Here is a 22,528-nt window from a genome sequence, read left to right on the forward strand (position 1 = left end):
CGACGGTAACCCGGCCGGGCAGGCGGGTCCAGACGCGTTGTCGGATCCGGCTCGCAACCAGAGGTAACAGCCTTTGAACACCTGGAACGCCCGTCAGGCAACGAGCCGTAAGAAGCAAAATTGTCAGGAGCAAAACTCCGCGCCCGGCGGAGCGCCGACGAAAGAATCTGGATGGCGGGATTCATATCCCTGCCCGTTCTGGGCTCTCATACCTGACGGGCCTTCACCGGCGATGGCCCCTGCTCCCCCGAGGACACGCCCATGGACATGATCACCGCCGTGGTGAGCGTCGTTGCGATCGTCACCGCCCACGCGGCCGCGCTGGCAGGGTGTGGCTGTGCCTGCGCTGACGAGCCCGCCACGCCCAGATCCAAGGTCGCTCCCTCGTGCAGCTGACCCAGGTCGCCCTCGGAAGCGAGCGGCTGGAGCAACACGGCCAGGGTCACCGCCTGACCCTGACCCTGACCACGGCGCCGGGCACGCACACCCCGGCATGAACGAACCCCTGCCGCCCGAGCGGCCTCGGCCGCCCAGCGCGCCGCGCCACCCGGCAGCCGATACCGGCGCTGCCGATGCGCACTTCTCCGCCTTCTACCGGGCCACCGTGGGCGACCTGGTCGCCTTCCTGCTCAACCACGGCGCGACGCTGGCCGTAGCCGCCGACCTCGCCCAGGACACGATGATCAAGGCGTATCAACGGTGGAACGAGCTCACCCACCCGCGGGCCTGGGTGCACGCCGTGGCCTCGCGCGCGCTCTGGTCCGGCACGTCGCCGAGTCCTGCGAGGAGCCCGTCGACCACGTGAAAGGTTTTCGATCTTGGAAGGACGGCGGGCCGCACTGGAGGCATCAGCGCGACGCCGGCACCGGCCAGGGTCTGTCCATGACGGACTCCGGCCGTGGCCGCACGACCTCAGTGCGTCCGGGGCGCGGCGAACGGGGGCGGCTAATGATCGTTTTGCGTGCGGACTCAGCCGCGACGGGTGCCTGGCAGAATTTCCAGACGGATGTCGTCTTCTTCCTTGAAGACGAAGGTCCGGCCATAGCCCGCGGTCCACTGTGCGGGAGCGATCTCGGGAATCAGGTAGTAGGTCTCTCCACGGATGATCAGCAGGCGCAGGCCCAGGTACCTGAACTTGTAGGCGCCTTGGCCGAAGGACTCGCGCGTGACGCCGGGGGCGTTCACCGCCAGGGTGTCTGCGCTGTAGAGGGCCACCTGAGGGCGATCGGAAAGCTTCTCGACAAGTTCCCGCGCCGAGTGTCTGCCCTGCTGCAAGGCGTACAACGACGCTGCCCACAGCAGGCAGAAGATGGAGACGGCGGCAGCCACGGCGAAAGCCAACCGGCCTAGCGGCGTCCCCCTCGTTGACCAGGTGAGCAGCAATGGGCCGACGATGACCGGGGCCAGCAGCAGGTAGGTGCTGACAGGGCGTCCCGTTAGCGCGGCTATGGCCAGGACCATGGCGGTGATCGTGATGATGGCGCCGACGGCGACGGCGCTGCCCAGCAGGCGGATAACGGGGTGCGAGCGGATGGCGCCGCCGATAGCCCGCAACCGAGCGGGAACCGAAGGCAGTAAGGCAGCTCGGCGCGTGAGCATGACCAGCGCGAGCGGGACGGCGGCCATCCACGGCAGGAAGGTTGGGGAGAACAGGTTGAGCCCGTACAGCGCGTATTCGTCGGGGCGGTAGTTCAGGTCTGTCGGTCTCAACGAAAACGGCTGTAGGTAGCCGTCCAGATAGGCCCAGCCCATATAGATGAGGATGGCCGCTCCCGTGGCGACCAGCAGCGTGATCAGCCCCACAACATCGAGCGGCCTAGGCTGATCGACCTCTGACGCATCATCCGTCACGGCGAGGTCGTCTCTTGCGGCGCCGGCGCATTCGAGCTCACCGCTGCAGTCACTTCGCTCTCACTCACGGAGGGAGTAGGTGTTCCCCGGTCGGGCGTGCTCGTAGGCCGTGGAACGGTGATAGTCGGGGACGGGCTCTCCGACCGTCCCACCGCTGGGCACGGAGCCGTCACCTGGTCTCCCCCGCCAGTCGGGCACGGGGGTGGTGTGGGCGCCGTCGTCGCCTGTCCGGGGTTTACCGGGCTGTGCTCGCTCTTGGTCGGCGGCGACATGGTGACCGTGACCGTGGCGGGTGCTCCGGCCCCGCCACACCCGCCCAACCCCACGAGCAAGGCCGGTACGCACCCCGCCATCAGTGCAATGCCAAGCAGCCGGCTCACCCTGTCCCCCCTCGCCTACAGACGGGTCATCCCCCTCTAGGACATCGGCGTTACAGGCTCGACGCCGCATCACCTGCCGGTGACCGAAATCGATTCGCGGATGTCCGGATGGGGGTCCGTCACAGCACTGAGCGCGTCCAGGCAACCCCTGCCAGGGTGTGGCAAGCCTGGATGTAGTGGCCGAGGTATTCGGTCGCGGCCAGGGACTTGATCAGTAGTCCGCGCGGAAATAGTGTCAGCGGACATGCGGATCCTGGGCCCGTATTGACTCGCTCAGCGAGCACGTCTGACAGCGTCTGGCTGAGCTCATGATCGGTGTGCCGACCGGGCAGCTGGAGTTCTTGGAATGGGAGACGTGCCACACCTCCCTCATCGCTTTCGAGGGGTACGACACGGTCACCGTGCTGGCCGAAGTGCTGCCTTCACGTGAATCCTGGGCACCCGCGGGCGGATCCGGTCCTCCCGCACGCCAGACCCGGATCCTCCGCACCGGCTGATGAACTTCAGCGACCCGCGTCAGGGCGGCAGGTCTGGTCGACGGCCGGGAGGACGCCGGTGGCAAGGTAGGCGTTGACCTTGGCGTCCACGCAGGCGTTGCCGTACTCACCGTAGATCCCGTGGGCGGTGGTGTCGCGCAGGGTGAGCAGGCGCGAGCCGGTCAGCGCCCGGCGCATGGCCTTGCTGCCCTCGTAGGTGGTGGCGGTGTCGCCGGTGGAGGACACGATCAGCGCGGGCGTGGCGTTGGCGATGTGCGTGGCGCGCTCGCGCGGCTGGTTCGGCCAGGAGGCGCAGGGCCAGATGTTGTTCTTGAGGGGGCCGAAGAGCGGGTGGCGCGCACGGCTGCGCTGGATGTCGTTCCAATAGACCTCGGGGTCGCGCGGTGCGGCATTGTCGCCGCAGATGATCGCGGCGGCCGGGCTGGCGAGCGGGGATCCGGCGCTGGACAGGACGAACGCGAGGAAGCCGGCGAGCTCGGGACCGGGCTTGGCGGAGCGGCCGTGCGCGGCCTCGTTCAGGATCCGCACGGTGGAGGCGAACTCCGCGCGGGCCGCAGGACGGTCGTCGCCGGAGCCGGCGAGGATGTACGGGACCACCTGGTCGTCCACCTCGTACTCACCGACCCGCAGCGGGCGATCCTGCGTGGCGACGACGATCGAGTTCACGGTGCCGAGCACGCGGGCCGGGGTGTCGCCGAGGCCGTAGGTGTCGTGACGTCTGGCGGCCCAGCGCGCCCAGCCGCGGAGCGCGCGTTCCGCCTCTTCCTCGCTGCCCTGCGTCGCCCTGGGGCTCCATTTGCCCGGGTCGCCGGCACTGTCCAGGACCACGCGGTCGGTGCGGCCGGGGAACATCTGGGTGTAGACCGCGCCCAGGTAGCTGCCGTAGGAGTAGCCGAGGAAGGAGATCCGGCGCTCCCCGAGCGCGCGGCGCACCAGGTCGATGTCGCGGGCGGTGTCACGCGTGTTGACGTACGGGAGCACGTCCGCGTGGCGCTGGGCGCAACGGTTGGCCAGATCGCGCTGCACCACCACCTGGCGATCGAACGAGGCGCGCGTCGCACCGGCCGAACGGATCCACATGCCGACCGGCCAGCCGCAGTCGAGCGGCGTGCTGCGCCCGACGAAGCGCGGATCCAGGCCGATGAGGTCGAAACGGGCGGCGACGTCCTTCATGGCCGCCCGCGTCCGCAAAGGCATGCCCAGTGTGCTCTCACCCGGACCACCGCTGTTGAGGACCATGGTGCCGATGCGACGCGCGCGGTCGGTGGCGGGGATGCGGGACAGCTCGAGCTTGATGGTACGGCCGGCGGCCTTGGAATGATCAAGCGGAACCGTGAGCTCCGCACATCGCCCACCAGCCCGATCGAGTTCGAGGCCGACGGCGTCGTCGGAGCCTTGGGCACAAGCTTTCCAGTCGAGGCCGCTGCCGGCTCTCGCGGGGGACGCGACGGCGGTGGACAGAGCGGTCAAGGCGAGGGCGCAGACCAGCAGTTTGCGGGCCTGGGCAAATGTCGATTTCATGGCCGGAACGCTATGCGGGCCGAACGTCCGGCACGATACCGCCAGCCGCACGCGCACAGGTACAGCCTGCTGTAGTGCCCGGTGGGGACGGGCCGCGAAATAGTGATCCCACACCAGCGTCGCGAGGAGGAGCACATGCTTGGGCGGGCATCCGCCGGCTCGGCCTATCTTCTGGTCACGCTCGCTACCGCCGTGGTCACGGCACTCGCGTTCCCGGTACTGCTCGCGCCGCAGCCGGCACGGCGCTGGGCGGCCTGGCACCGTCGGCGGGCCGGCAAGCTGCTCGGCGTTTCGGCCGACGGACGGCCCGGCGGGCGGCCGGGCGGGCGGCGGAATCTCGCCTGGGCGCTCGCGCACGTCGCCGTCGGCTTCCCACTCGGGATGGCCACCCTGCTGTGCCTGGGCAACATCCTGGTCGCCGTGGTGGCGTCGACCTCGTGGTGGGCGTTCTCGGCCGATACGCGTCCCACCCTGTTCTCGTTCTTCGACGTCCGCGTCGACGATTGGGCGACCGCGCTGATCGGAGGCTCCGTTCAGATCGCCGTCCTCGGCGTCGCGCTCTGGCGGCTCCTCCCGATGCTGGCGCGACTCCACGCGCGCCTCTGCCTGGCGATGCTTACGCCATCGCCCCGCGAACGGCTCACCGAGCGAGTCGACGCGCTGACCAGGAGCCGCGTCGGGGTCGTCGACGCCCATGGCAGGGAGCTCCAGCGGATCGAACGCGACCTGCACGACGGCACGCAGGCACGCCTGGTGGCCATCGCCATGCAGGTGGGCCTGGCCCGCGAGTTGCTGGCCGACGACCCGAAGACGGCGGCGACGCTGCTCCAGCAGACGCACGAGACCGCGGAGGAGGCGATGACCGAGCTGCGCGCCGTCCTTCAGACGATCTACCCGCCGATCCTCGCCGACCGGGGGCTCGACGGAGCGCTGACGGCGCTGGCCGCTCGATCGAGCGTCCCGGTCCACATCGAGCTCCCCGACCTCGGTACGCTCCCGGCGACCGTGGAGTCGGTGGCTTACTACGTGATCGCCGAGTCGCTGACCAACATCACCAAGCACGCCGCCGCCACACGGGCGACCCTGAGAATCAAGCGTGTCGACAACGCCCTGTCCGTCGAGATCACCGACGACGGAAAGGGCGGCGCCGACGAGACCCGCGGCACCGGCATCCCCGGAATACGCCGCCGGGTGGCCGCCCTGGACGGCACGCTCCGCCTCGACAGCCCGCCCGGCGGCCCCACCACGCTCGCCGTACACCTAATGATCGATCAGGAGGCGCCATGCGAGTCGTGATCGCCGAGGACAACGTCCTGCTGTCCAGCGGCCTGGAACTGCTGCTGGCGGTGAAGGGCTGCGAAGTGGTGGCGGTCGTCGACGACGCCGAGAAGTTCCACGCCGCTGTGGCCGAGCACCGCCCCGACGTCGCCATCGTCGACGTGCGCCTGCCACCGTCGTTCCGCGACGAGGGCATCCACGCCGCGCTGAGAGCCCGCCGCGAACACGGCGCGCTGCCGATCCTGGTGCTGTCGCAGTACGTCGAGCGCGAGTACGCCGGCGAACTCCTCTCCGACGGCCGTGGCGGCATCGGCTACCTCCTCAAGGACCGCATAGGCCGGGTGGCGGAGTTCATCGACGCCCTACGCCGAGTAGCGGCCGGCGGCACCGCCATGGACCCGGAAGTCATCACCCAGCTCCTGGCCCGCCGCGCCGACGATCCCCTGGACACCCTCACCGCCCGCGAACGAGAGTCGCTCGCCCTGATGGCACAGGGCCACGACAACACGACCATCGCCGAGCGGATGCTCATCTCCGACAACGCCGTCCACAAACACATCGGCAACATCTTCGCCAAGCTCGGCCTGTCTCCGGACGATTCGGGCCACCGCCGCGTACGCGCCGTCCTCGCCTACCTGAACGGCGCTCCCAGCCCTCATCTCAGGTAGGGGCTGTCTAGGTAACGGACTCTGTCCCGTAATCGGTGGTAGCGCTGGGTGCTCACCTGTCGGGGTGGGGCGCGCTAAAGATCAACGATCTTGCCGGCGTGGTGGTCGACGGGCGGCGCGCGGTGATATCGGTCCAGGTACGACGGCTGGTCTGCCCGGCGCGAGGATGTCCACGGCAAACCTTGGGCCGCTGGAGTGCGCCCGCCGCCTGAACCTGTCTCTGCGTACCGTCAAACGCTACGCCCGCACCCGCGAGCCCGAAACGTTGCAGATGTTTCGCGAGATCAAACAGCTCGGCTACACCGGCAGCCTCAACCTGCTCTACTGCTACGTCACCCAAGGCCGGACCGAAGGAGACCGGCCTATCATCACCTGTATGTATCGTCGTGTAAAGATTGCTACACGTAGGATGTGCCAGACCGCGCATCGCAGGGGCACGTAGCGTCACGGCGGTGGCCGCTGGGCTCCTCGTGGAAGGATGACAGTGCCGAAGTACGTCGACCCGGAGCAGCGTTCGCGTGAGATCGTCCGTGCTGCCGTGACCGTGCTGAGCGAAGGCGGATTCGCCAGGTTCTCCCTGCGTAACCTGGCGGAGCAGATGGGCGGATCCATATCCCTCATCACTCATTACTTCCCGAACCGGGAGGCGCTCATCGGAGGGCTGCTGGATGGCGTGGCCGCCAACGTGGCCGAGTTCGGGGAGACGATCCGGGCGGTAGAGGACCCGGTCGAGAGGCTCCGCCGGGTGATCGAGTGGGGTCTGCCGCTCGATGACGAGGAGGAGCTCGCCATGGAGCGGGCACGGATCGCACTGCTGGCCCACCGGGATGCCGAGCCTGCGATCGGCGCGTTCTTCATGCGACTGGAATCTGTGATGAGGGATCTGTTCCGCGAGCACGTGGCCGAGCTCGTCGATAAGGACGATCTTGAGTTCGCGGTGGATCTGCTGCGGTCGTGGGTCAATGGCATCAACCTGTCGGCCGTCGAGCACCCCGAGATCTGGACCCGGGACCGCCAGCTGCGTGTGCTGGAGCACTTCCTGTCGACTCTGCCCTTGCGTGAACCGGTCGTGTGAATCGCCCATGCGGGGCGGGCTCGGTTGAGGCGCCGCCCCGCACGCGGATCACAGCGGGTCGCTGCTCACGGCGCGGGTGTCCACCACGCCGTCATGGAGGGGGTCTTCGGCCTTGAGCACGCTCTTGGCGATCTTGCCGCTGGGGGTGTGCGGGAGCGTGTCGCGGAACTCGATGTAGCGCGGCACCTTGAACGGTGCCAGGCCCTGGCGGCACCAGGAGATGATCTGGGCGGCGGTCACCGTACTGCCGGGTTTGGGCACGACGATGGCTTTGACCTCTTCGCCTCGCTCGGGGTCGGGTACGGGGATCACGCCGACCTCGGCCACCTCCGGCTGCGCCTGCATGTGCAGCTCCACTTCGGCGGAGGAGATGTTCTCGCCGCTGCGGCGCACCATGTCCCGTGCGCGGCCGAGGAAGAAGTGCTGCCCGTCGGCGGTCTTGCGGACGAGGTCGCCGGTGCGGAACCACCCGCCGGGCAGGAACAGCTCGGCGTTGACCTCGGGCCGGTTGTGGTAGCCGAGCATCATCCCGCTCCCCCGCAGGCACAGCTCGCCGACCTCACCGGGGGCCGTCTCGGCCCCGGCGGCGTCGATCACCTTGGACTCGCGGTGGGGCAGGCACCATCCCATCGAGCCCGAGCCGACCAGGTCGGTCCGTTCCCATGGGACGAACGTCGATGGTCCGACCTCTGTGCTCGCGTACAGCTCTCGTGCCATCAGGCCGAAGCGTTCCTCAAGCGGCTTGTGCAGCGCGGGCGAGATGGCCGACACCGGCGCCTTCTTCAGCTGGAGCCGATGGTCGAGTTCGGACGGTTCCTGCTTGAGCATGCCTTCGTCGATCCACGCCATGTCGATGCCGTGGTCGGTGAGCCAGCGCATGAACGTGCGCCTGCTGAGGCCGGAGGTGACGTACAACTGGCCGCCACTGGCCAGCGCCGTCATCAGGTACGCCTGGTTCTGCATGTAGAAGAACGGATGGTCGGCCAGGATGCGCTGCGGGTCGCCGAACGCCGCTGCGCCGTACACGGCGAGGTCGAGCCAGTACTCGTGAGTGAGCAGGCAGCCTTTGGGCAGGCCCGTGGTCCCGGAGGTGAACTGGAGGCCCACGACATCGCGGCGCCGGGCCTGGTGGGTCCTGGGTGTGGCGGGGTGTCTGAGCAGTTCCTCGAAGGTTCGCCCCTCGGCGTTGCCGGGGGCGCCGCTGTGGCCCGTCACGACGACGTTGCCGGGAGGCACCGCGCCCGCGACGTGTTCGCGCAGGTCTTCGGTCACGACGAGCCAGGAAGCTCCGGCGTCGCCGAGGACGGCGTCGACTTCCCGCCGCGTGTAGCGGGGGTTGACGGGGACGGCAAGGGCGCCGGCGTCGATCACGGCGAGCCAGGCCAGCGGGAATTCGATCTGGTTGCGCAGCATGAGGCCGACCTTGTCGCCGGGCTTGAGGCCGAGTGCTTCCAGCGCTGAGCGCACCCGGCTGACCGCCTGCTGCAACTGGGCCCAGGTCATCCGCTGCCCGGTGTCGATGAAGTGCAGCGCGCCGGCGTTGGGCCAGGCCCGCGCGGCGCGGTCCAATGCCTCCGGGATGGTGAGGTCCAGCAGGTCACGGTGGTGGGATGTGAGATCAATGGTCAAGTGGTCGTGCACGGGTTCTCCGTTCGCGGCAGGGCGATGTGTGGTGCTGGGGTTCTCAGGCGTCCGGGCGGGGCGAGGAGGTGGTCCACAGCGCTCGCTGGGTGGCCACGAACCCGGGGCGTTCGCGGCCCTCGACCTCCGCGACGCAGTCGACGACGAGCAGGTGCCCCTGTTCGCCCCGGTCGATGACGTCGGCGATCGTTCCTCGGACGCGGAACCGGTCGGAGCACCGGATCACGGACACGAACCGCACCCGGTCCAGCCCGTAGTTCCAGGCCAGCCAGGGCCCTTCGGACCACAGGGCATGGTTGACCAGGTGATCGAGCACGGCGAGCAGGTGAAAGCCCTCCACCAGGTCCCGGCCGTATCCGGATTCGTCGTAGGGGTGGGGTGAACGGTCGAAGTAGGAAGCCTTGTCGAATGCGGCCGATCGGTCGGGGTCCATCTGGAACCACGGCGTCAGGAAGGTCTTGTCGCGCAGCGACGGCGCCTGGCCGGGATGGGCGACGCTGAGCGTGACGATCTCGGAGTCGTCGGTGTGGTCGATGCCCATGATTCGTCCTCCACGGAAATGTATAGCTTGTTATAAAACGAGCGCATATGTGTGCCTGTTGTGCCCATGCGGTGTTCAGAGGGTGGTGAGGGAGGGGCGCCGCCGCGGCTTCCAGCCGGGGCGGGGTATCGCCTCCAGGAGTTGGCGGGTGTAGAGCTCGCGGGGGTGGTCGAGTACCTCGGACGTGGTGCCGTGCTCGACCACCCGACCGGCTCGCATGACCAGGCAGCGGTCGCTGATCTGCCGTACGACGGCCAGGTCATGGGAGACGAACAGATACGAGACCCCGAGCCTGCGCCGGATGTCGATCAGGACGTTGAGCACCTGGGCCTGGACGCTGACGTCCAGGGCGGAGACGGCCTCATCCAGAATCAGGATCCGCGGCTGCAGGGCGAGGGCACGGGCGATGGTCACGCGCTGCCGCTGCCCGCCGGACAGGTTGCGGGGGTATTCGGCGGCGTGACGTTCGTCCAGGCCGACCGCTTCCAGCAGTTCGTGCACACGGGCGCGGCGCTGGGCGCGCGGGTACCGGCGCAGGGTGAGGAACTCGGCGATGGCGCCGCCGATTCGCTGGCGGGGGTCCAGTGACCCGGACGGGTCTTGGAAGACCATCTGGATGTCGGGGCTGCCGGGGCGGCGGACGCCTGGCCCGGCGATGGGTGTGCCGCTCAGGAGGACCCGGCCTTCCGAGGCGGTTTCGAGTCCGGCGATGATCCGGGCGGTGGTGGTCTTGCCGGAGCCTGATTCGCCGACGATGGCCAGTGAGTCCCCCGGGCGGAGGTCAAAGCCGACGTCGTCCACGGCCACCAGGCCCGGCGAGGATCTCCGCCCGCTGAAGACCTTTCGCAGTCCTTGGACGAGCAGCAGCGGTTCGGTCACGAGACCATCGCCCGCAGGGCCGATTCCAGGTCCTCGGCCCGATGGCAAGCCACCGAGCGGCCCGCGACGGGGCGGGCCAAGGGCCGCTGGGTGCGGCACTGATCCGTGGCGTAGGGGCATCGGGCGGCGAACACGCAGCCGTCCCCGGCTTCGAATGCCGCTATCGGGCGGCCGGGGATGGCGGCGATCCGCTTGACGCTGAAGGGGCTGGGTCGGGAGGCCAGCAGCGCGGCGGTATAGGGGTGTGCCGGGCCGGCGTAGACGGCTGCCGCAGGACCGATCTCCACGATCGTGCCCGCGTACATCACCGCCAGCGTGTCGGTGACCGCGGCGGCGAGATCGAGGTCATGGGTGATGAACAGCAGACCCAGTGAGCGCTCACGGATCTGCTCGGCGAGGATCGCCATCACCTCGGACTGGACGGTGACGTCCAGAGCGGTGGTGGGCTCGTCGGCCAGGACCAGATCGGGAGAGGGCAGCAGCGCCATCACGATCATCATGCGTTGCAGCAGGCCGCCGGAAAGCTGGTGCGGATACTGCGTCATGCGGCGCTCCGGGTCGCTCACACCGACGTCGCGGAGCAGGGCGCAGCCGGCTTCAGCCGCCTCGTCCCGGGACATGTCGCCGCAAGCGACCACACCCTCGGTGAGGAAGTCGGCGATGGTACGCAGCGGGTTGGTGTGGGCGCGCGGATCCTGATAAATCATCGACACCCGCCGGGAGCGGTAGTCGGCCAGTTCCCGGCGCGACAACCCGAGGACGGAGCGGCCCTGGAAGCCGATGTGGCCCGTGACCGTCGCGCCGGCCGGCAGGAGCCGCAGCACCGCCCGGGCCGTCATCGACTTGCCCGAGCCGGACTCGCCGACCACCCCGACGGCCTCACCCGGCGCCACCGACAAGGTGACGCCTTGGATGACCGTACGGCGCGCGCCACGCCGATCATGACGGGGCAGTTCGACACCCAGGTTCTCGATATCCAGAAGCGGCTCGTTCACCCGCTCGTTCATTGGTCTGCTCCGATCCGCACAGAGAGCCGTTCGCCGAGTACGTTGAACGCGACCACCGCCGCGACGATGCACAGCCCGGCCGTCACGCTCTGCTGGACGGCTCCGCCGAGCATCTCGGACCTGCCGTCGTTCACCATGACGCCCCATTCGGCCTGCGGTGGCTGGACGCCGAGGCCGAGGAAGGAGATCGCGCCGAACTCCATCAGCGCCGACCCGAACGCCAGTGTGGCCTGCGCCATGATGATGGGGGCCACGTTGCGGAGCACGTGCCGGGTGCAGATACGCCAGGCCGGCAGCCCGGCCAGAGCCAGCGCCTCCACGTACGGCCGGTGCCGTTCCGTCAGGGCGGCGCTGCGTACGACGCGTGCGATGTAGGGGACGTACACCACTGACAGAGCGATCACCGGAGCCCAGAAACCCGCCCCGAAGATCGCTGCGGCCAGCACCGCGACCAGGACGCCCGGCGCCGCGAACAGCACGTTCAGCACCCGGGCCACAGCCCGGTCGACCCAGCCGCCGTGCCAGGCCGAAAAGATGGCCAGCGCGGTACCGAGCGCCGAACCGGTCGCCACGATGACCGCCGGTCCGGCGAAGCTCAACCGAGCCCCGGCCAGCAACCGGGACAAGATGTCGCGGCCAAGCGCGTCGGTCCCGAGCAGATGGGCCGCCGACGGGGCCTGCCCGGAGGCCAGGATGTCGGTGCGATCCGGCGGGTACGGGGCCAGCAGCGGCCCGAACACCGCCAGCAGGACCAGCAGCCCGCACACTACTGCGAAGATCGTCAGGATAGGGTCGCGTCGGCCGAGCCGCAGCATCGACAACGGCGCCGTCCGCGCGACCTGCGCCATCTGCGTCACGGTCATGCGCCGGCTCCGTCCCGCAGGCGTGGATCGAGCGACGTCTGGACCAGGTCGATCACGGTGGTGACGGCGACGAACGCGACAATGATGATCAGCGAGACGGCGTTGACCACCGGGTAGTCCTTGGCGGACACACTTCGTACCAGCAGCGAGCCGATCCCGTCGATGGCGAACGCCGTTTCCACCACCACCGACCCGGCGACCAGACCGGCCGTCACCAGGCCGGAGACCGTCAGCAGCGGGATGAACGCGTTGCGCAGCACGTGCCGCCGGATCACCAGGAACCGGGGCAGACCCCGGCCGATCGCGGTGGTCACGTGCTCCTTGTCCGCCTCCTGTTTCACCGCAGCGGCCGTCATCTGCGCGATGTAGGCCGACCAGCCTAACGACAGCGCCACCGCAGGCAGCGTCAGGTGCCAGATCCGGTCGCCGAACCCGCTGCCCGCACCGTAGGTCGGAAACCAGCCGAGCCCGGCCGCGAAGACGCTGATCAGCAGAGCGGCGGCCACGAATCCGGGGATCGCGATGCCCACCCCGGTCAGGCCGCTCACCAGCGGGCGCCAGCGTCCGCTGACGCCGCCGAACGTGCCCAGGCCGACCCCCGCCACCAAAGTGATCAGGGCGGCCATCGCCGTCAACATGAAGCTGACGCCAAGCCGCGGCGTCAGCAGCGCGGTCACGTCCTGGCGATAGGTCAGCGACGCCCCGAGATCGCCGTGCAGGACACCGGTCAGCCAATGCCAATAGCGCACCAGAACCGGGTCGTCGAGCCCGAGCTGCGCCGACATCGCGGCCCGCTGGGCGGCAGTGGCCCGATCCCCAAGGAGCTGCGCCACCGGGTCGCCGGGGGCTTGGGCCAGCGCGAGGAAGACGACGAGCGAGGAGACCACTACCGTGGCCACCCCACCGGCGGCCAATGTGGCCGCCCGCCGCAGCAGCCCGGTCCAGGCGGTCCCGCCGGTAGCGGCCGCGCCGGTCTTCAGATCGGAGGCGAGGCCGGGTTCCGGGCCGGAGTGCTTCATGGTCACCACGCGGCCTTATCCGGCCGAGCCGACGAAGGCCATCTGCGGCATCGACCAGTAGGCGAACGAGGTGATCGCACCGGTGAGCCGTGAGTTGAGGAAGGTCACGGTGTGGTTGCTGACCAGCGGGATGGAGTTGGGTGCACGTTCGAAGATCTCCTGGGCGGCCACGATCTTGCGTGCCCGTTCGGCGGCGTCGAAACTCTGCCGCGCCTCGGTCAGTAGCCGGGTCACCTCGGCGTTGTTGAAGTCGGCGTAGTTGTAGGGCTGGCCGGGCAGGTAGCCGAGGCCAAGGGTCTCAAGGGGGTCCTGGGTGGCGTTGAAGGTCGAGTGCAGCATCAGGTCCATTCCCTTGCGTCTTTCTGCGTCGGTCCCGGCCTGGTCGAACGCCAGCGGGGTCAGCGTGTTGATCCTGATCTTCAGTCCTGCCTGCTTGGCCTGCTGCTGGATCAGCTGTGCCGTACGCGAGCCGCTGTCGTTGCCGCCCTTGGTCACCAGGACGATTTCCTGGCCCGCATAGCCCGACTCGGCGACCAGCCTCTTGGCCTTCTCGAGGTCGTAGCCGCGCTCCTTGGCGAAACGCTGGTACGCCTGCTGGTAGGTCTCCTTCTGGTCGCTGGGCCACGTCGCGGGCGAGAGGCCGGTGTACAGCGGGGCCGCTGCGCCGTTGAAGACGACCCGGGCCAGCGCCGCACGGTCGACAAGGGTGAGAAACGCCTGGAGCACTTTCGCGTCGCCGAGCACACCGCCCGGGTTCGCCACGTCAAGCTGCCACGACTGCATCGAGGGGCCGAACGTCAAGCGTCCCGCACCGGACTTGCGCAGCGCCGGGATGGCCGACGGGGAGATCTCGTAGGCGCCGTCGATCTCTCCCGCGTTCAGCGCCTGCACCAGCGCCGTGGTGTCGGTGACGAAGGTGAACGTCACCTGTTTCGCGTGTGCCCGCCGCTCGGGGTTCCAGTAGGCGTCATTACGCGAGATCGTGATGCTGTCTCCGCTGCGCCATGACTCCAGCTTGAACGGTCCGCTGCACATCAGCCCGCCCTCAGGCGTGCCGATCTTCTTGCCCGCCCGCTCGGCATGCGCCTTCTGCACCACCATGCCCGCGATATTGGCCATCTCGTTGTTGAACAGCTCGTCGGGCTTGGTGAACCGCACCGTCACCTGGTCGCGGCCGGTCGCGGTGATGTTCTTGACGTTGATGTAGTTCAAGCTGACGATCCGTGATGGGTCCCTGCCCAGATTCAGGCTGTAGGCCACGTCCTCGGCCGTCACCGGCTTGCCGTCCCAGAACCGGGCGTCGGAGCGGATCGTGTAAACGATCGTCTTCGGGTCGACCTGCTTGTATGTAGCCAAGTTCGGTGTCAGCCGATGCTCGGCGTCGATCTTCAGCAGCCCCTCGCACAGGTTGCCGACGACCTGGCCGCTGCTGTACGCGGCCGCATTGGGGGGAAAGAGCGTGGCCGGCTCACCCGGGAGATTCCAGGTGATGCGGTCGACCTGCCCCTTGGCGGGCGGCAGGCTCGCGACAAGCTGGGGCTGCTGCTGCCCGCCGCCCGCGTCGGTCTGCGAAGCGGACGAGCAAGCCACCACACCGCCGGCGGCGACGATCGCCACCGCCGCCGCCCCCAGCTGTCCAGCAGAACGGCGGCCACCAGGGGATAGAGACATCGGAACTCCTTCGCTTGGGCCACCTGCCCCGATCGACGGCATGTGATGTAAAGCGCAATATATAAAGGTCGTTCCATAACCACAAGAGGTCGAAGCAGGGAAGCGAACCCTCTGACCTGGGGCGGCGATGCGATCAGGCACAACGACGCGCTGGCTGCGGCAGCGCAGCAACGACGCCGGCGGTCGTTCGCGTGGCGATGGACCGTGTAGGGTCCGGCGCATGCCACATGCCCTCCCGACCCCAGACCTCAACGCCGCACTCCTCGCCGAGACCGCCCGGCTCGCCGAACGCACCATCGAGGTGCGCCGCCACCTGCATGCCAACCCAGAACTCGGCTTCCAGGAACACGCGACGGCGGCACTCGTCGCCGACCGCTGCGCGGCGCTCGGGTTCGAGGTACGGCGGGGCGTCGGCGGCACAGGCGTGCTCGCCGACCTGGACTCCGGCCGCCCCGGCCCCACGGTCCTCGTCCGTGCCGACATGGACGCCCTGCCGATCGAGGAGGTGGCCGACGGCCGTCCCTACCGCTCCACCGTGCCCGGTGTCATGCACGCCTGCGGGCACGACGGGCACACCGCGATCGCGCTGAGCGTCGCGCAGGTGCTGCACGCGCTACGCGACCGCTGGAACGGGCGGGTCCGGATGTGCTTCCAGCCCGCCGAGGAGCTCGGCGACGGCGCCCGCCGTATGATCCAGGACGGCGCCCTGACGGGCGTCGACCGCGCAGTCGGCCTGCATCTGACCGAGCTCTACCCTGTGGGCGTGCTCGGGCTCGGCCCGGGCCCGCTGCTGGCCGCCCTGGAGACCTTCCGCATCACGATCACCGGCACCGGCGGTCACGGCAGTGCCCCGGACGGCGCCATCGACCCGCTGCCGATCACGGCGGAGGTGATCTTGGCCCTGCGCGACCTCAGAGCACGGATCGGGGACTCCGCCACGGTCACCGCCACTCAGGTCAACGGTGGTACCGCCCCCAACATCATCCCCACCGAGGTCTCGATAGCCGGCACGATCCGCTCGCTCGACCCCGAGGGCTGCGGCGCGCTGAGCGAGCAGGTGGCGCAGATCGTACGAGAGATCGCCGAGCGCGGTGGCGCCTCCGCCGGCCTCACCTTCGGCCCCAGTTGCCCGACCCTGACGAACGACCCCGCCGTCACCGAGCTCCTCCGGACGGCCTTCACCGAGGCATTCGGACCCGAGCGGGTCCAGCCCGTCGAGCCGATGACCGGCTCCGACGACATGTCGCGCTTCCTGCGCGAAGTGCCCGGCTGCTACTACGCCGTCGGCGCCCCCTCCCCCGACGCCCCGTCCTCTCATCACCCAGCCTTCGACATCGACGAAACCGCCCTCTCCGTCGGCGTCGAGTCCCTGACCCGAGCCACTCTCGCCCTGCTGGCCTAACGGACCCGGCGGTCGCGCGTCTTCGACTTCCGGCCGTACCGGACCTACGACTACGAGCTGCGACTCGACCCCGGCCAGCGAGCACTGAAGGGTTACCGGCCGGGCCACATCACGACCCGCCCCGGGCCCGGTCCAGGTCGGCGAGCAGGAACGGCCGATTGCCCCGAGGCGCCACCCCGGCATCTGGCTCTGACCGTGCCCCTGCCTTGTCATGGCGAAGCTCACGCATAGGTGCGCCATGTCGCAGGCATGGCGTGGTGTTCGAGAGCGGCCCAGTCACCGCTTGCTGGCAGAGATCCAAGGCGGGCCGCCCGTTCCTCGGTCGGCGCGGGATGAGGCCGGCGGCTACCCGAGTCGGTCACAGTGGATAATCGATCAATCACATAGAGTCCCTTCCTGGAATCTCTCCAGGAAGGACATCCATGAAGGCCCTCGTCATCACAGCCACACTCATGCTCACCGCAACGCCGACGGCAGCCGCCGCCTCCGACGCCTCCCCGGCGTCGCAGACCGCGTTGCAGCGAGCCGCCGCCCAGTGCGCGGCCGGAGAGATCTGCTTCTGGTACGAGCGCGACTTCCGGGGCACGCCGTGGCGCTGGATGCCGTCCAACGGCTATCGCGACATGCCGCCCAACCTCCACGACCACGTCTACTCCTTCTACGCCAACGTGCGCGGCTGTTTCATCGACTACGACCCCCGCGAATTCCGCAAGGTCAACATCGGCGACTACGCCAACGCCTACGACACCAACTTCGGCACGCGTATCGACGCGGTAGCCCTGCACAGCGCCTGCTGACCCACGCACCGGGCTTCCCGTCCCCAGGCTTCACCCCTGCCCGGGAGCCCACCGCCTACTCCGCCGGCAGGGCCGCCCGCCACACCGCAGTCGGCGTCCTCGATCCACCGCAGGCCCGGCCTCAAGCGGCCCAGCATGGCCCGGGACCGCGTCCGAGCAGCCCGTCAACCGGTGTCGATGTCGCGATAGGCGAGCATGTCGATCAGACGGCGCGCCGGCAGGCCGGCCTCGGCCGGGTAAGCGCGAGACCGGTGGGCGCAGGCCCCGCGCCGCGAGGCCGCATACGCCGCCGCCGCACGAGGACGTCGGCGCACCCTCCTTACTTTGAGCTATCAAGGTAAGCTAGGGGTGGTTACCTTGACTCGTCAAGGTATGGCATTCGACACCAACTGCGAGATCCGGTCGGTCACCTCCGGGGCGCGCACCCGCATGCGGACGATGAGTTGTGGTCTGGGCGCCGCCGCCACCTCAGTGCCGAGGTGGCGCGGATGGTGGCGGTCGAGATCGCCAACGTCCCTTTCGCCACCCGCGATGCCGGGCTGTGGGAAGCGGGGTCCACGGAAGTGGCCTCCGGCTCCACTCAGTTCATCCTGAGTCCGGCCCCGATCACACGCACCCCACGATCCACGCGTGCCTGAACTACCCGCATGTACGTACCATCACCGCCCGCCGGGAAAGGCAACACGATGACCCAGCAGCAGCGCCAGGACCTCGACAAACTCCTGCGGAACGGCCCGCTCGACCTCAGCGGCGACCTCGCTCAGCAACGCGCGATCTTCCACGAGGTGGTTGCCTCCGCACCCCTGCCCGGCGATGTCTCGGCCCAGCCATGCCAGCTCGGCGGCGTGCCCGTGGTACTGGTGCACACCCCGGACATCGATCCAGAGCACGTGATCCTCTACTTCCACGGCGGCGCCTACGTCCTGGGATCGGCCTCCGATTCGGTCGGCCTGACCGCCGACATCGCCCGCCGCGCCAGAGTACGGGCCGTCTCCGTCGACTACCGCCTGGCCCCCGAGCACCCCTTCCCTGCCGCGGTCGAGGACGCCGTCGCCGCCTACCGCGCGCTGCTCGGCCAGGGCGTGGCCGCCTTACGCATCGCGTTCGTCGGCGAATCGGCCGGCGGCGGCCTGGTCGCGGCCACCCTCGTCGCGCTCAAGGACGCCGGACTGCCGCAGCCCGCCTCGGCCGCGATCTTCTCCCCCTGGGCCGACCTGAGTGTCACCGGGGCGAGCGCCACCGGAAAGGCCGCGCTCGACGCGATCCTGACCCCCGAAGCCCTGCGCGCCCGGGCCCGGGACTACCTCGGTGAGGGCGACCCCGCCACCCCTCTGGCCAGCCCGATCTTCGCCGACCTCACCGGCCTGCCCCCGCTGCTCATCCAGGTCGGCTCCCACGAGATCCTGCTCGATGACGCCGTCCGCCTCACCGCCCGCGCCGCAGAACACGACGTCCCCGTCACTCTGCAGGTCTGGCCCGAGGCGCCGCACGTCTTCCAGGCCTTCGCGGCAATCCTCGACGACGCCGACCACGCCCTGAACTCGGCCGCCGCATTCATCACAAGCCACTGGACCACCTGAGCGCCTTGGCCACACCGCGAGGTCCTGCCCGAGTGCGGGGCGGTCACCGGCCGCTCCTCACCGAATCCCCGACCCCAGCACCCCCGGCGGCGCCGTCCAGCAGCGTCCACACCACAGCGCGAAAGCCTCCCCAGGCATGGTCACGGTCATCGACCCTTCGGGCGGTTCTCAGCATTGACGGCCTAGATCTAGTGACGGAGGTCCGTCACCAGTGGGATCGAGCTCGCGCAGGATCTGCTGAGTCAACGCAGGACGGCTCGGGGCGCAGGGGCCAGATGATGATGCTTTGGTCGGCGCCACCGGAGGCCAGGGTGGGTTTGGCGTGTCCGGTGAGGGTGGCCCAGGGGCACCATACAAGTGGGCACATTCGGGTGCCCATTTGTCGTTTCCAGGGCCTCGTTGGCGACCCTGCCGACGGTGTCGATGATATCGCCGGTCAGGGTGATGGTGCAGGTCGTTGTGTGAGTGGTCTTGTCGTGGGTGATCGCGAGCCGGAAGACCTCGAACAGTCGGCGGCAAAGGTCTTCGGGGAGCCTGTCGAGGTTGGGCGGTCCCGTGGGGAGAAGATCCAGGAGCTGGGGAAGGCCGCGCCCCACCCTTCGCTTGTCCCTCCACCGTGACCCGGGGCAGCTCGGCGGCGGCCCGGCATCCTCACGCTGCGGTGGGGTCGTCCTCCGCGGCGGGCGCGGGCATGGGTTCGGCGGCGAACAGTTCCAGCTGCTGCACGCCGGGCAGGGTGTCGTCGCTCAAGCGCAGCAGCCCGAATGATTATCAAGAGTGATGATTGGCGATGATCCTGCAGGCCGCCGCCCAGGGTGGATCACCCGCCAGGCTCCGCCCCGTCCCGGGGGGAGGCCCGGGCAGGAGCCCTCTCCATGCGCACTCCCACCACCCGCCGCGTCCTGGCCGCCGCGGCCACCGCCACCCCGACCGGCCTGACGCTGATCAGTCGCCGAGGCCGCACAGGAGCAGCCGGCCCAGCGGCTGAGCGCCGAGCTCGCCGCCATGGCCTGACCCTGGCCGCGGCATGGGGTCGTCGGTTCCCGCCGTGAACACACCTACCGCCCGTGGGGAGGTGGCACCTGCCGTGGCTCACGAGCAAGCGCTGGCGCGCTCGCCGATCTCAGTGCCGGGCCCATCTTTCGCCCGGCAGGGCGCTGCGGACGGACCCGGCCGGGCTGAGACCGGAGCGGGGAGTGCCGCGCCAGGGCGATGATCCTCGACGGCAACCGCCACTGGGCCGCGGCTCACCGTCTGGGTCCAGTGGACGGGCATCGCGAGGGCGCTCGCCGGTTGTTTGAGGTGGTGGAGTGGAGCCAGACGGCCGGGGTGGAAACGGGCGCGGTGCCGAGGTAGACGTGGCTGGTCAGATGGCACCAGGCCGGGGAGCGGCCGGACTGGAGCTGATGTTGTCCCCACCTGCCCCCGTGTCCGGGGCAGGTCACGTCCTCCTGAACAGCCGGTCCAGATGCACGTCGATCGCGGCGAGCGCGTCCTGGGGCTCGATCACGTCGAGTTCGATCAGGGAGGTGAAGCCGGTGAGGGCGAGGAGCAGGTTGGTCTCGGTCGCCGGGTCGCGGCCGGAGTCGATGTGCCCGTCGGCGATCGCCTGGCGGACCAACTGCTCGACGAGGGCCCGCCCTTGGACGAGACCGCGGCGCGCCTGCTCGTGCACGGCCTCGTCGTGCAGCGCCTCCAGGACGTAGGCGGCGCTCATCCGGCTGGTCGCGCGGGCGTCGGCATGCAGGGGGAGCATTTCCGCGAGCGTCAGTCGCAGCACGTCACGGGGGTGCGGACGGTCACCGAGCTTTTCGAGCCCCTGGTGTACGCGCACCGAGGTCTGCTCGGACGCGAAGTCCATGGCGAAGGAGAGCATGGCGGTCCGGGAGGCGAAGTAGTGCTGCAACTGCCCGAGTGACATGCCCGCCTCCTGCGCCACCACGCGCATCGTCAGCTGTGTGACGCCGCGCTTCTCCACCACCCGCCACAGTGCGCGGGCGATCGCTTCGCGGCGTCCGCGGTGATCCACCTGTTTCGGCATCTCCGGCCCCTCCCTCGTACCCCGGAACTGTTCCAATACAGTTGACATAATACACTTGACCCATAATCCTGAGGTCCACTCGAGGGAAGGAATCGTCATGTCCGATCAGCCAAAGGTACGGACCACGGAAGGCGTGGTGCAGGGGCGCCGGCGGCAGGGGCACGCGGTGTTCCGCGGCATCCCCTACGCCCAGCCCCCGGTCGGAGCGCTCCGCTTCGCCGCGCCCGCTCCGCCGTACCGTTGGGAGGGGACGAGGCAGGCGGTCGAGTTCGGCCCCGTGGTGCCGCTGTCGCTGCCGATCGACGTGCCCCCGCAGGGCACCGACTGGCTGACGCTCAACGTCGGCACTCCGGATCCCGGCGCGGCGGGACTGCCGGTGCTGGTGTGGATCCCCGTAGGCGGCTACCTCTCGGCGGCGTCGAGCGACCCGATGTTCGACCCGGCAGCGCTGGCCGAGGCGGGACTCGTCGTGGTGACCATCAACTGCCGCGTGGGCGCGGAGGGTTTCGCGTTCCTCGACGACGCGCCGCCCAACCGCGGATTCCTCGACCAGATCGCGGCGCTGGAGTGGGTGCAGCGCAACATCGCCGCCTTCGGAGGCGACCCCGGCCGGGTCACCGTGGCCGGGGTGTCCGCCGGGGCGGGGTCGGTCGCCGCCCTGCTGACGATGAAGTCCGAGCGCGGCCTGTTCCGGCGGGCCATCGCCCATTCGGTGCCGGGGCTGCACAGCACCCCCGCGCTGGCACGGCAGGTCACCGCCGCGTTCGCGGACCGGCTCGGCGCGGCGGCTCCCACCGCCGAGGCCCTGCGCGACATCGACCCATGGCACCTGGCCGCCGAGCTCACCTCCTTCAACGCCGGCCTCCACGCGCACCGGGAGAGCTGGGGACGCCTCACGGAGGCCGGCACCGCGCTGTGCCCCGTCGTCGACGGCGAGGTCCTGCCGGAAACGCCCTGGCCCGCGCTGACCGGCGCGCGAGCGAGCGGAACCGAACTGCTCGTCGGCCACGCCCGGGACGAATTCCGGTACTTCAGCGTCATGAGCGGACGGTACGGCACCTTCACCGAGGAGGACGCCCACGCAGCCCTGGAACTGCTCGCCCCGCAGCCGGACGGCGCGCGGGCCTACCGTGCCGCGTTCCCGCAGGCAGGCCCGGAGGAGCTGGTGGAGACGGTGTACTCCGACGCCCTCTTCCGCATGCCGTCACAGGAGCTGGCCGAGGCGAACGCCGCAGCCGGCGGCACCTCGTACCTGTTCGAACTGTGCTGGGTCGCTCCGGCCCTCGGCGGCATCCTGGGCGCCTGCCACAGCCTCGACGTGCCCCTGGCGTTCGGCACGCTGGACAGCCCCGTCGGCACCCAGCTCATCGGCGAGGAGCCCACTCCCGAGGCCGTCGCGCTCTCCCGCGAACTCCAGGAGGCATGGGTCCGCTTCGTCACCACCGGCGACGCGGGCTGGTCCGCTCACCGGCCCGGCGGGCACCTCACCCGCGTCCTGGACACCGAATCGAAGACTCTGCCCTACCCCGAACAGGCATCCCGCCAGATCTGGGAAGGCCACTCCCCCGCCCCCTTCGATCTTTCGTAATTGTCCGGGTCGACTCCTACGACTGCGATGCCACCACTCACCGGCCCATCGGGGACAGCGCGAACTGGCGCACAGCCAGGCAACACCCGGCCCGCTTGGCATCAGATCCCACCCCAGGAGTGACGGACGACATCAAGAGCCGGGAGAGGGCCCAGGTCACGGATGATCCCGGCCAGGGCCCGGATGGGCTCGCTCTCCGCCACCCGAGCGCGTACGGCAGCGGCTCCAG

Annotated in this window: 21 protein-coding genes and 1 pseudogene; 11 read left to right on the forward strand and 11 right to left on the reverse strand. The window is 69.4% G+C overall.

Annotated features, from left to right (window positions below):
- Positions 1–206: 206 nt before the first annotated feature.
- Entirely contained in the window at positions 207–446 is a 240-nt protein-coding gene (locus FVE25_RS13775) for a hypothetical protein (protein WP_157246984.1), read from the reverse strand.
- 47 nt (positions 447–493) lie between these two features.
- Between FVE25_RS13775 and FVE25_RS13780 the strand changes: the two genes are divergently transcribed.
- Complete coding sequence (locus FVE25_RS13780; RefSeq protein ID WP_157246986.1) at positions 494–805, forward strand: RNA polymerase sigma factor; 312 nt, start codon at positions 494–496, stop codon at positions 803–805.
- A 164-nt stretch (positions 806–969) separates the two neighbouring features.
- On the opposite strand, the gene FVE25_RS13785 is transcribed toward FVE25_RS13780, so the two are convergent.
- Positions 970–1,851, reverse strand: a complete 882-nt coding sequence (locus FVE25_RS13785; RefSeq protein WP_157246988.1) for a hypothetical protein — start codon at positions 1,849–1,851, stop codon at positions 970–972.
- Positions 1,852–2,539: 688 nt separating this feature from the next.
- Between FVE25_RS13785 and FVE25_RS13790 the strand changes: the two genes are divergently transcribed.
- Positions 2,540–2,728 (forward strand): hypothetical protein, encoded by a 189-nt coding sequence (locus FVE25_RS13790; RefSeq protein ID WP_157246989.1) that lies wholly within the window; start codon positions 2,540–2,542, stop codon positions 2,726–2,728.
- 6 nt (positions 2,729–2,734) lie between these two features.
- Here the strand turns inward: FVE25_RS13790 and FVE25_RS13795 are convergent, their stop codons facing one another.
- Positions 2,735–4,249, reverse strand: coding sequence for an alpha/beta hydrolase (locus FVE25_RS13795; RefSeq protein ID WP_157246991.1), 1,515 nt, complete (start codon positions 4,247–4,249; stop codon positions 2,735–2,737).
- 135 nt (positions 4,250–4,384) lie between these two features.
- Here FVE25_RS13795 and FVE25_RS13800 point away from each other — a divergent pair, with 135 nt between their 5' ends.
- The 4 genes and pseudogenes from FVE25_RS13800 (at position 4,385) to FVE25_RS13815 (ending at position 7,270) form a co-directional block, all read left to right on the forward strand.
- Positions 4,385–5,545, forward strand: a complete 1,161-nt coding sequence (locus FVE25_RS13800; protein ID WP_181019578.1) for a sensor histidine kinase — start codon at positions 4,385–4,387, stop codon at positions 5,543–5,545.
- Positions 5,533–6,195 (forward strand): response regulator transcription factor, encoded by a 663-nt coding sequence (locus FVE25_RS13805; RefSeq protein ID WP_157246994.1) that lies wholly within the window; start codon positions 5,533–5,535, stop codon positions 6,193–6,195. The genes FVE25_RS13800 and FVE25_RS13805 overlap by 13 nt, the downstream gene beginning before the upstream one ends.
- Positions 6,196–6,376: 181 nt before the next feature.
- Positions 6,377–6,568: pseudogene (locus FVE25_RS55105) on the forward strand (ISL3 family transposase); the annotation flags it as partial.
- A 111-nt stretch (positions 6,569–6,679) separates the two neighbouring features.
- On the forward strand, positions 6,680–7,270 hold the full coding sequence (locus FVE25_RS13815) for a TetR/AcrR family transcriptional regulator (RefSeq protein WP_219825488.1): 591 nt from the start codon (positions 6,680–6,682) through the stop codon (positions 7,268–7,270).
- Positions 7,271–7,318: 48 nt separating this feature from the next.
- On the opposite strand, the gene FVE25_RS13820 is transcribed toward FVE25_RS13815, so the two are convergent.
- The 7 genes from FVE25_RS13820 to FVE25_RS13850 all read right to left on the reverse strand — a co-directional run bounded on the left by FVE25_RS13820 (position 7,319) and on the right by FVE25_RS13850 (position 14,891).
- The gene (locus tag FVE25_RS13820; protein ID WP_219825489.1) at positions 7,319–8,911 is read right to left on the reverse strand and encodes a class I adenylate-forming enzyme family protein; all 1,593 of its coding nucleotides are present in this window, start codon (positions 8,909–8,911) and stop codon (positions 7,319–7,321) included.
- Between the two features lie 43 nt (positions 8,912–8,954).
- Positions 8,955–9,452, reverse strand: a complete 498-nt coding sequence (locus FVE25_RS13825) for a hotdog family protein (protein WP_157247000.1) — start codon at positions 9,450–9,452, stop codon at positions 8,955–8,957.
- Positions 9,453–9,527: 75 nt separating this feature from the next.
- Complete coding sequence (locus tag FVE25_RS13830; RefSeq protein ID WP_181019608.1) at positions 9,528–10,331, reverse strand: ATP-binding cassette domain-containing protein; 804 nt, start codon at positions 10,329–10,331, stop codon at positions 9,528–9,530.
- The gene (locus FVE25_RS13835) at positions 10,328–11,338 is read right to left on the reverse strand and encodes an ABC transporter ATP-binding protein (RefSeq protein WP_157247004.1); all 1,011 of its coding nucleotides are present in this window, start codon (positions 11,336–11,338) and stop codon (positions 10,328–10,330) included. The genes FVE25_RS13830 and FVE25_RS13835 overlap by 4 nt, the downstream gene beginning before the upstream one ends.
- A complete protein-coding gene (locus FVE25_RS13840) occupies positions 11,335–12,201 on the reverse strand; it encodes an ABC transporter permease (RefSeq protein WP_219825490.1) in 867 nt (288 codons plus the stop codon). The genes FVE25_RS13835 and FVE25_RS13840 overlap by 4 nt, the downstream gene beginning before the upstream one ends.
- Positions 12,198–13,220 (reverse strand): ABC transporter permease, encoded by a 1,023-nt coding sequence (locus tag FVE25_RS13845; RefSeq protein ID WP_157247683.1) that lies wholly within the window; start codon positions 13,218–13,220, stop codon positions 12,198–12,200. The genes FVE25_RS13840 and FVE25_RS13845 overlap by 4 nt, the downstream gene beginning before the upstream one ends.
- A gap of 15 nt (positions 13,221–13,235) precedes the next feature.
- Positions 13,236–14,891, reverse strand: a complete 1,656-nt coding sequence (locus FVE25_RS13850; RefSeq protein WP_181019579.1) for an ABC transporter substrate-binding protein — start codon at positions 14,889–14,891, stop codon at positions 13,236–13,238.
- Positions 14,892–15,111: 220 nt separating this feature from the next.
- On the opposite strand from FVE25_RS13850, the gene FVE25_RS13855 reads away from it, so the two are divergent.
- The 4 genes from FVE25_RS13855 to FVE25_RS56995 all read left to right on the forward strand — a co-directional run bounded on the left by FVE25_RS13855 (position 15,112) and on the right by FVE25_RS56995 (position 20,026).
- Complete coding sequence (locus FVE25_RS13855) at positions 15,112–16,293, forward strand: M20 metallopeptidase family protein (protein WP_157247008.1); 1,182 nt, start codon at positions 15,112–15,114, stop codon at positions 16,291–16,293.
- 422 nt (positions 16,294–16,715) lie between these two features.
- Positions 16,716–17,090: a peptidase inhibitor family I36 protein gene (locus FVE25_RS13860; RefSeq protein ID WP_157247010.1), complete on the forward strand. Its 375-nt coding sequence runs from the start codon at positions 16,716–16,718 to the stop codon at positions 17,088–17,090.
- A gap of 686 nt (positions 17,091–17,776) precedes the next feature.
- Entirely contained in the window at positions 17,777–18,670 is an 894-nt protein-coding gene (locus FVE25_RS13865) for an alpha/beta hydrolase (RefSeq protein ID WP_157247012.1), read from the forward strand.
- Between the two features lie 1,212 nt (positions 18,671–19,882).
- The gene (locus FVE25_RS56995) at positions 19,883–20,026 is read left to right on the forward strand and encodes an undecaprenyl diphosphate synthase family protein (RefSeq protein WP_157247014.1); all 144 of its coding nucleotides are present in this window, start codon (positions 19,883–19,885) and stop codon (positions 20,024–20,026) included.
- An 85-nt stretch (positions 20,027–20,111) separates the two neighbouring features.
- Here FVE25_RS56995 and FVE25_RS13875 read toward each other — a convergent pair whose 3' ends face one another.
- Entirely contained in the window at positions 20,112–20,711 is a 600-nt protein-coding gene (locus FVE25_RS13875; protein WP_157247015.1) for a TetR/AcrR family transcriptional regulator, read from the reverse strand.
- 97 nt (positions 20,712–20,808) lie between these two features.
- On the opposite strand from FVE25_RS13875, the gene FVE25_RS13880 reads away from it, so the two are divergent.
- Complete coding sequence (locus FVE25_RS13880) at positions 20,809–22,299, forward strand: carboxylesterase/lipase family protein (protein WP_157247017.1); 1,491 nt, start codon at positions 20,809–20,811, stop codon at positions 22,297–22,299.
- The last annotated feature ends 229 nt before the right edge of the window (positions 22,300–22,528 follow it).

The sequence above is a fragment of the Nonomuraea typhae genome (assembly GCF_009760925.1).
Lineage (GTDB): Bacteria > Actinomycetota > Actinomycetes > Streptosporangiales > Streptosporangiaceae > Nonomuraea > Nonomuraea typhae.

Bases quoted from the DNA above. Each gene is read 5' to 3' on its own strand.
- FVE25_RS13780 (WP_157246986.1), top strand. From the start codon at position 494: ATGAACGAACCCCTGCCGCCCGAGCGGCCTCGGCCGCCCAGCGCGCCG.
- FVE25_RS13790 (WP_157246989.1), top strand. From the start codon at position 2,540: ATGATCGGTGTGCCGACCGGGCAGCTGGAGTTCTTGGAATGGGAGACG.
- FVE25_RS13795 (WP_157246991.1), bottom strand. From the start codon at position 4,249: ATGAAATCGACATTTGCCCAGGCCCGCAAACTGCTGGTCTGCGCCCTC.
- FVE25_RS13800 (WP_181019578.1), top strand. From the start codon at position 4,385: ATGCTTGGGCGGGCATCCGCCGGCTCGGCCTATCTTCTGGTCACGCTC.
- FVE25_RS13805 (WP_157246994.1), top strand. From the start codon at position 5,533: ATGCGAGTCGTGATCGCCGAGGACAACGTCCTGCTGTCCAGCGGCCTG.
- FVE25_RS13825 (WP_157247000.1), bottom strand. From the start codon at position 9,452: ATGGGCATCGACCACACCGACGACTCCGAGATCGTCACGCTCAGCGTC.
- FVE25_RS13835 (WP_157247004.1), bottom strand. From the start codon at position 11,338: ATGAACGAGCGGGTGAACGAGCCGCTTCTGGATATCGAGAACCTGGGT.
- FVE25_RS13840 (WP_219825490.1), bottom strand. From the start codon at position 12,201: ATGACCGTGACGCAGATGGCGCAGGTCGCGCGGACGGCGCCGTTGTCG.
- FVE25_RS13845 (WP_157247683.1), bottom strand. From the start codon at position 13,220: ATGAAGCACTCCGGCCCGGAACCCGGCCTCGCCTCCGATCTGAAGACC.
- FVE25_RS13850 (WP_181019579.1), bottom strand. From the start codon at position 14,891: ATGTCTCTATCCCCTGGTGGCCGCCGTTCTGCTGGACAGCTGGGGGCG.
- FVE25_RS13855 (WP_157247008.1), top strand. From the start codon at position 15,112: ATGCCACATGCCCTCCCGACCCCAGACCTCAACGCCGCACTCCTCGCC.
- FVE25_RS13860 (WP_157247010.1), top strand. From the start codon at position 16,716: ATGAAGGCCCTCGTCATCACAGCCACACTCATGCTCACCGCAACGCCG.
- FVE25_RS13865 (WP_157247012.1), top strand. From the start codon at position 17,777: ATGACCCAGCAGCAGCGCCAGGACCTCGACAAACTCCTGCGGAACGGC.
- FVE25_RS56995 (WP_157247014.1), top strand. From the start codon at position 19,883: ATGATCCTCGACGGCAACCGCCACTGGGCCGCGGCTCACCGTCTGGGT.
- FVE25_RS13875 (WP_157247015.1), bottom strand. From the start codon at position 20,711: ATGCCGAAACAGGTGGATCACCGCGGACGCCGCGAAGCGATCGCCCGC.
- FVE25_RS13880 (WP_157247017.1), top strand. From the start codon at position 20,809: ATGTCCGATCAGCCAAAGGTACGGACCACGGAAGGCGTGGTGCAGGGG.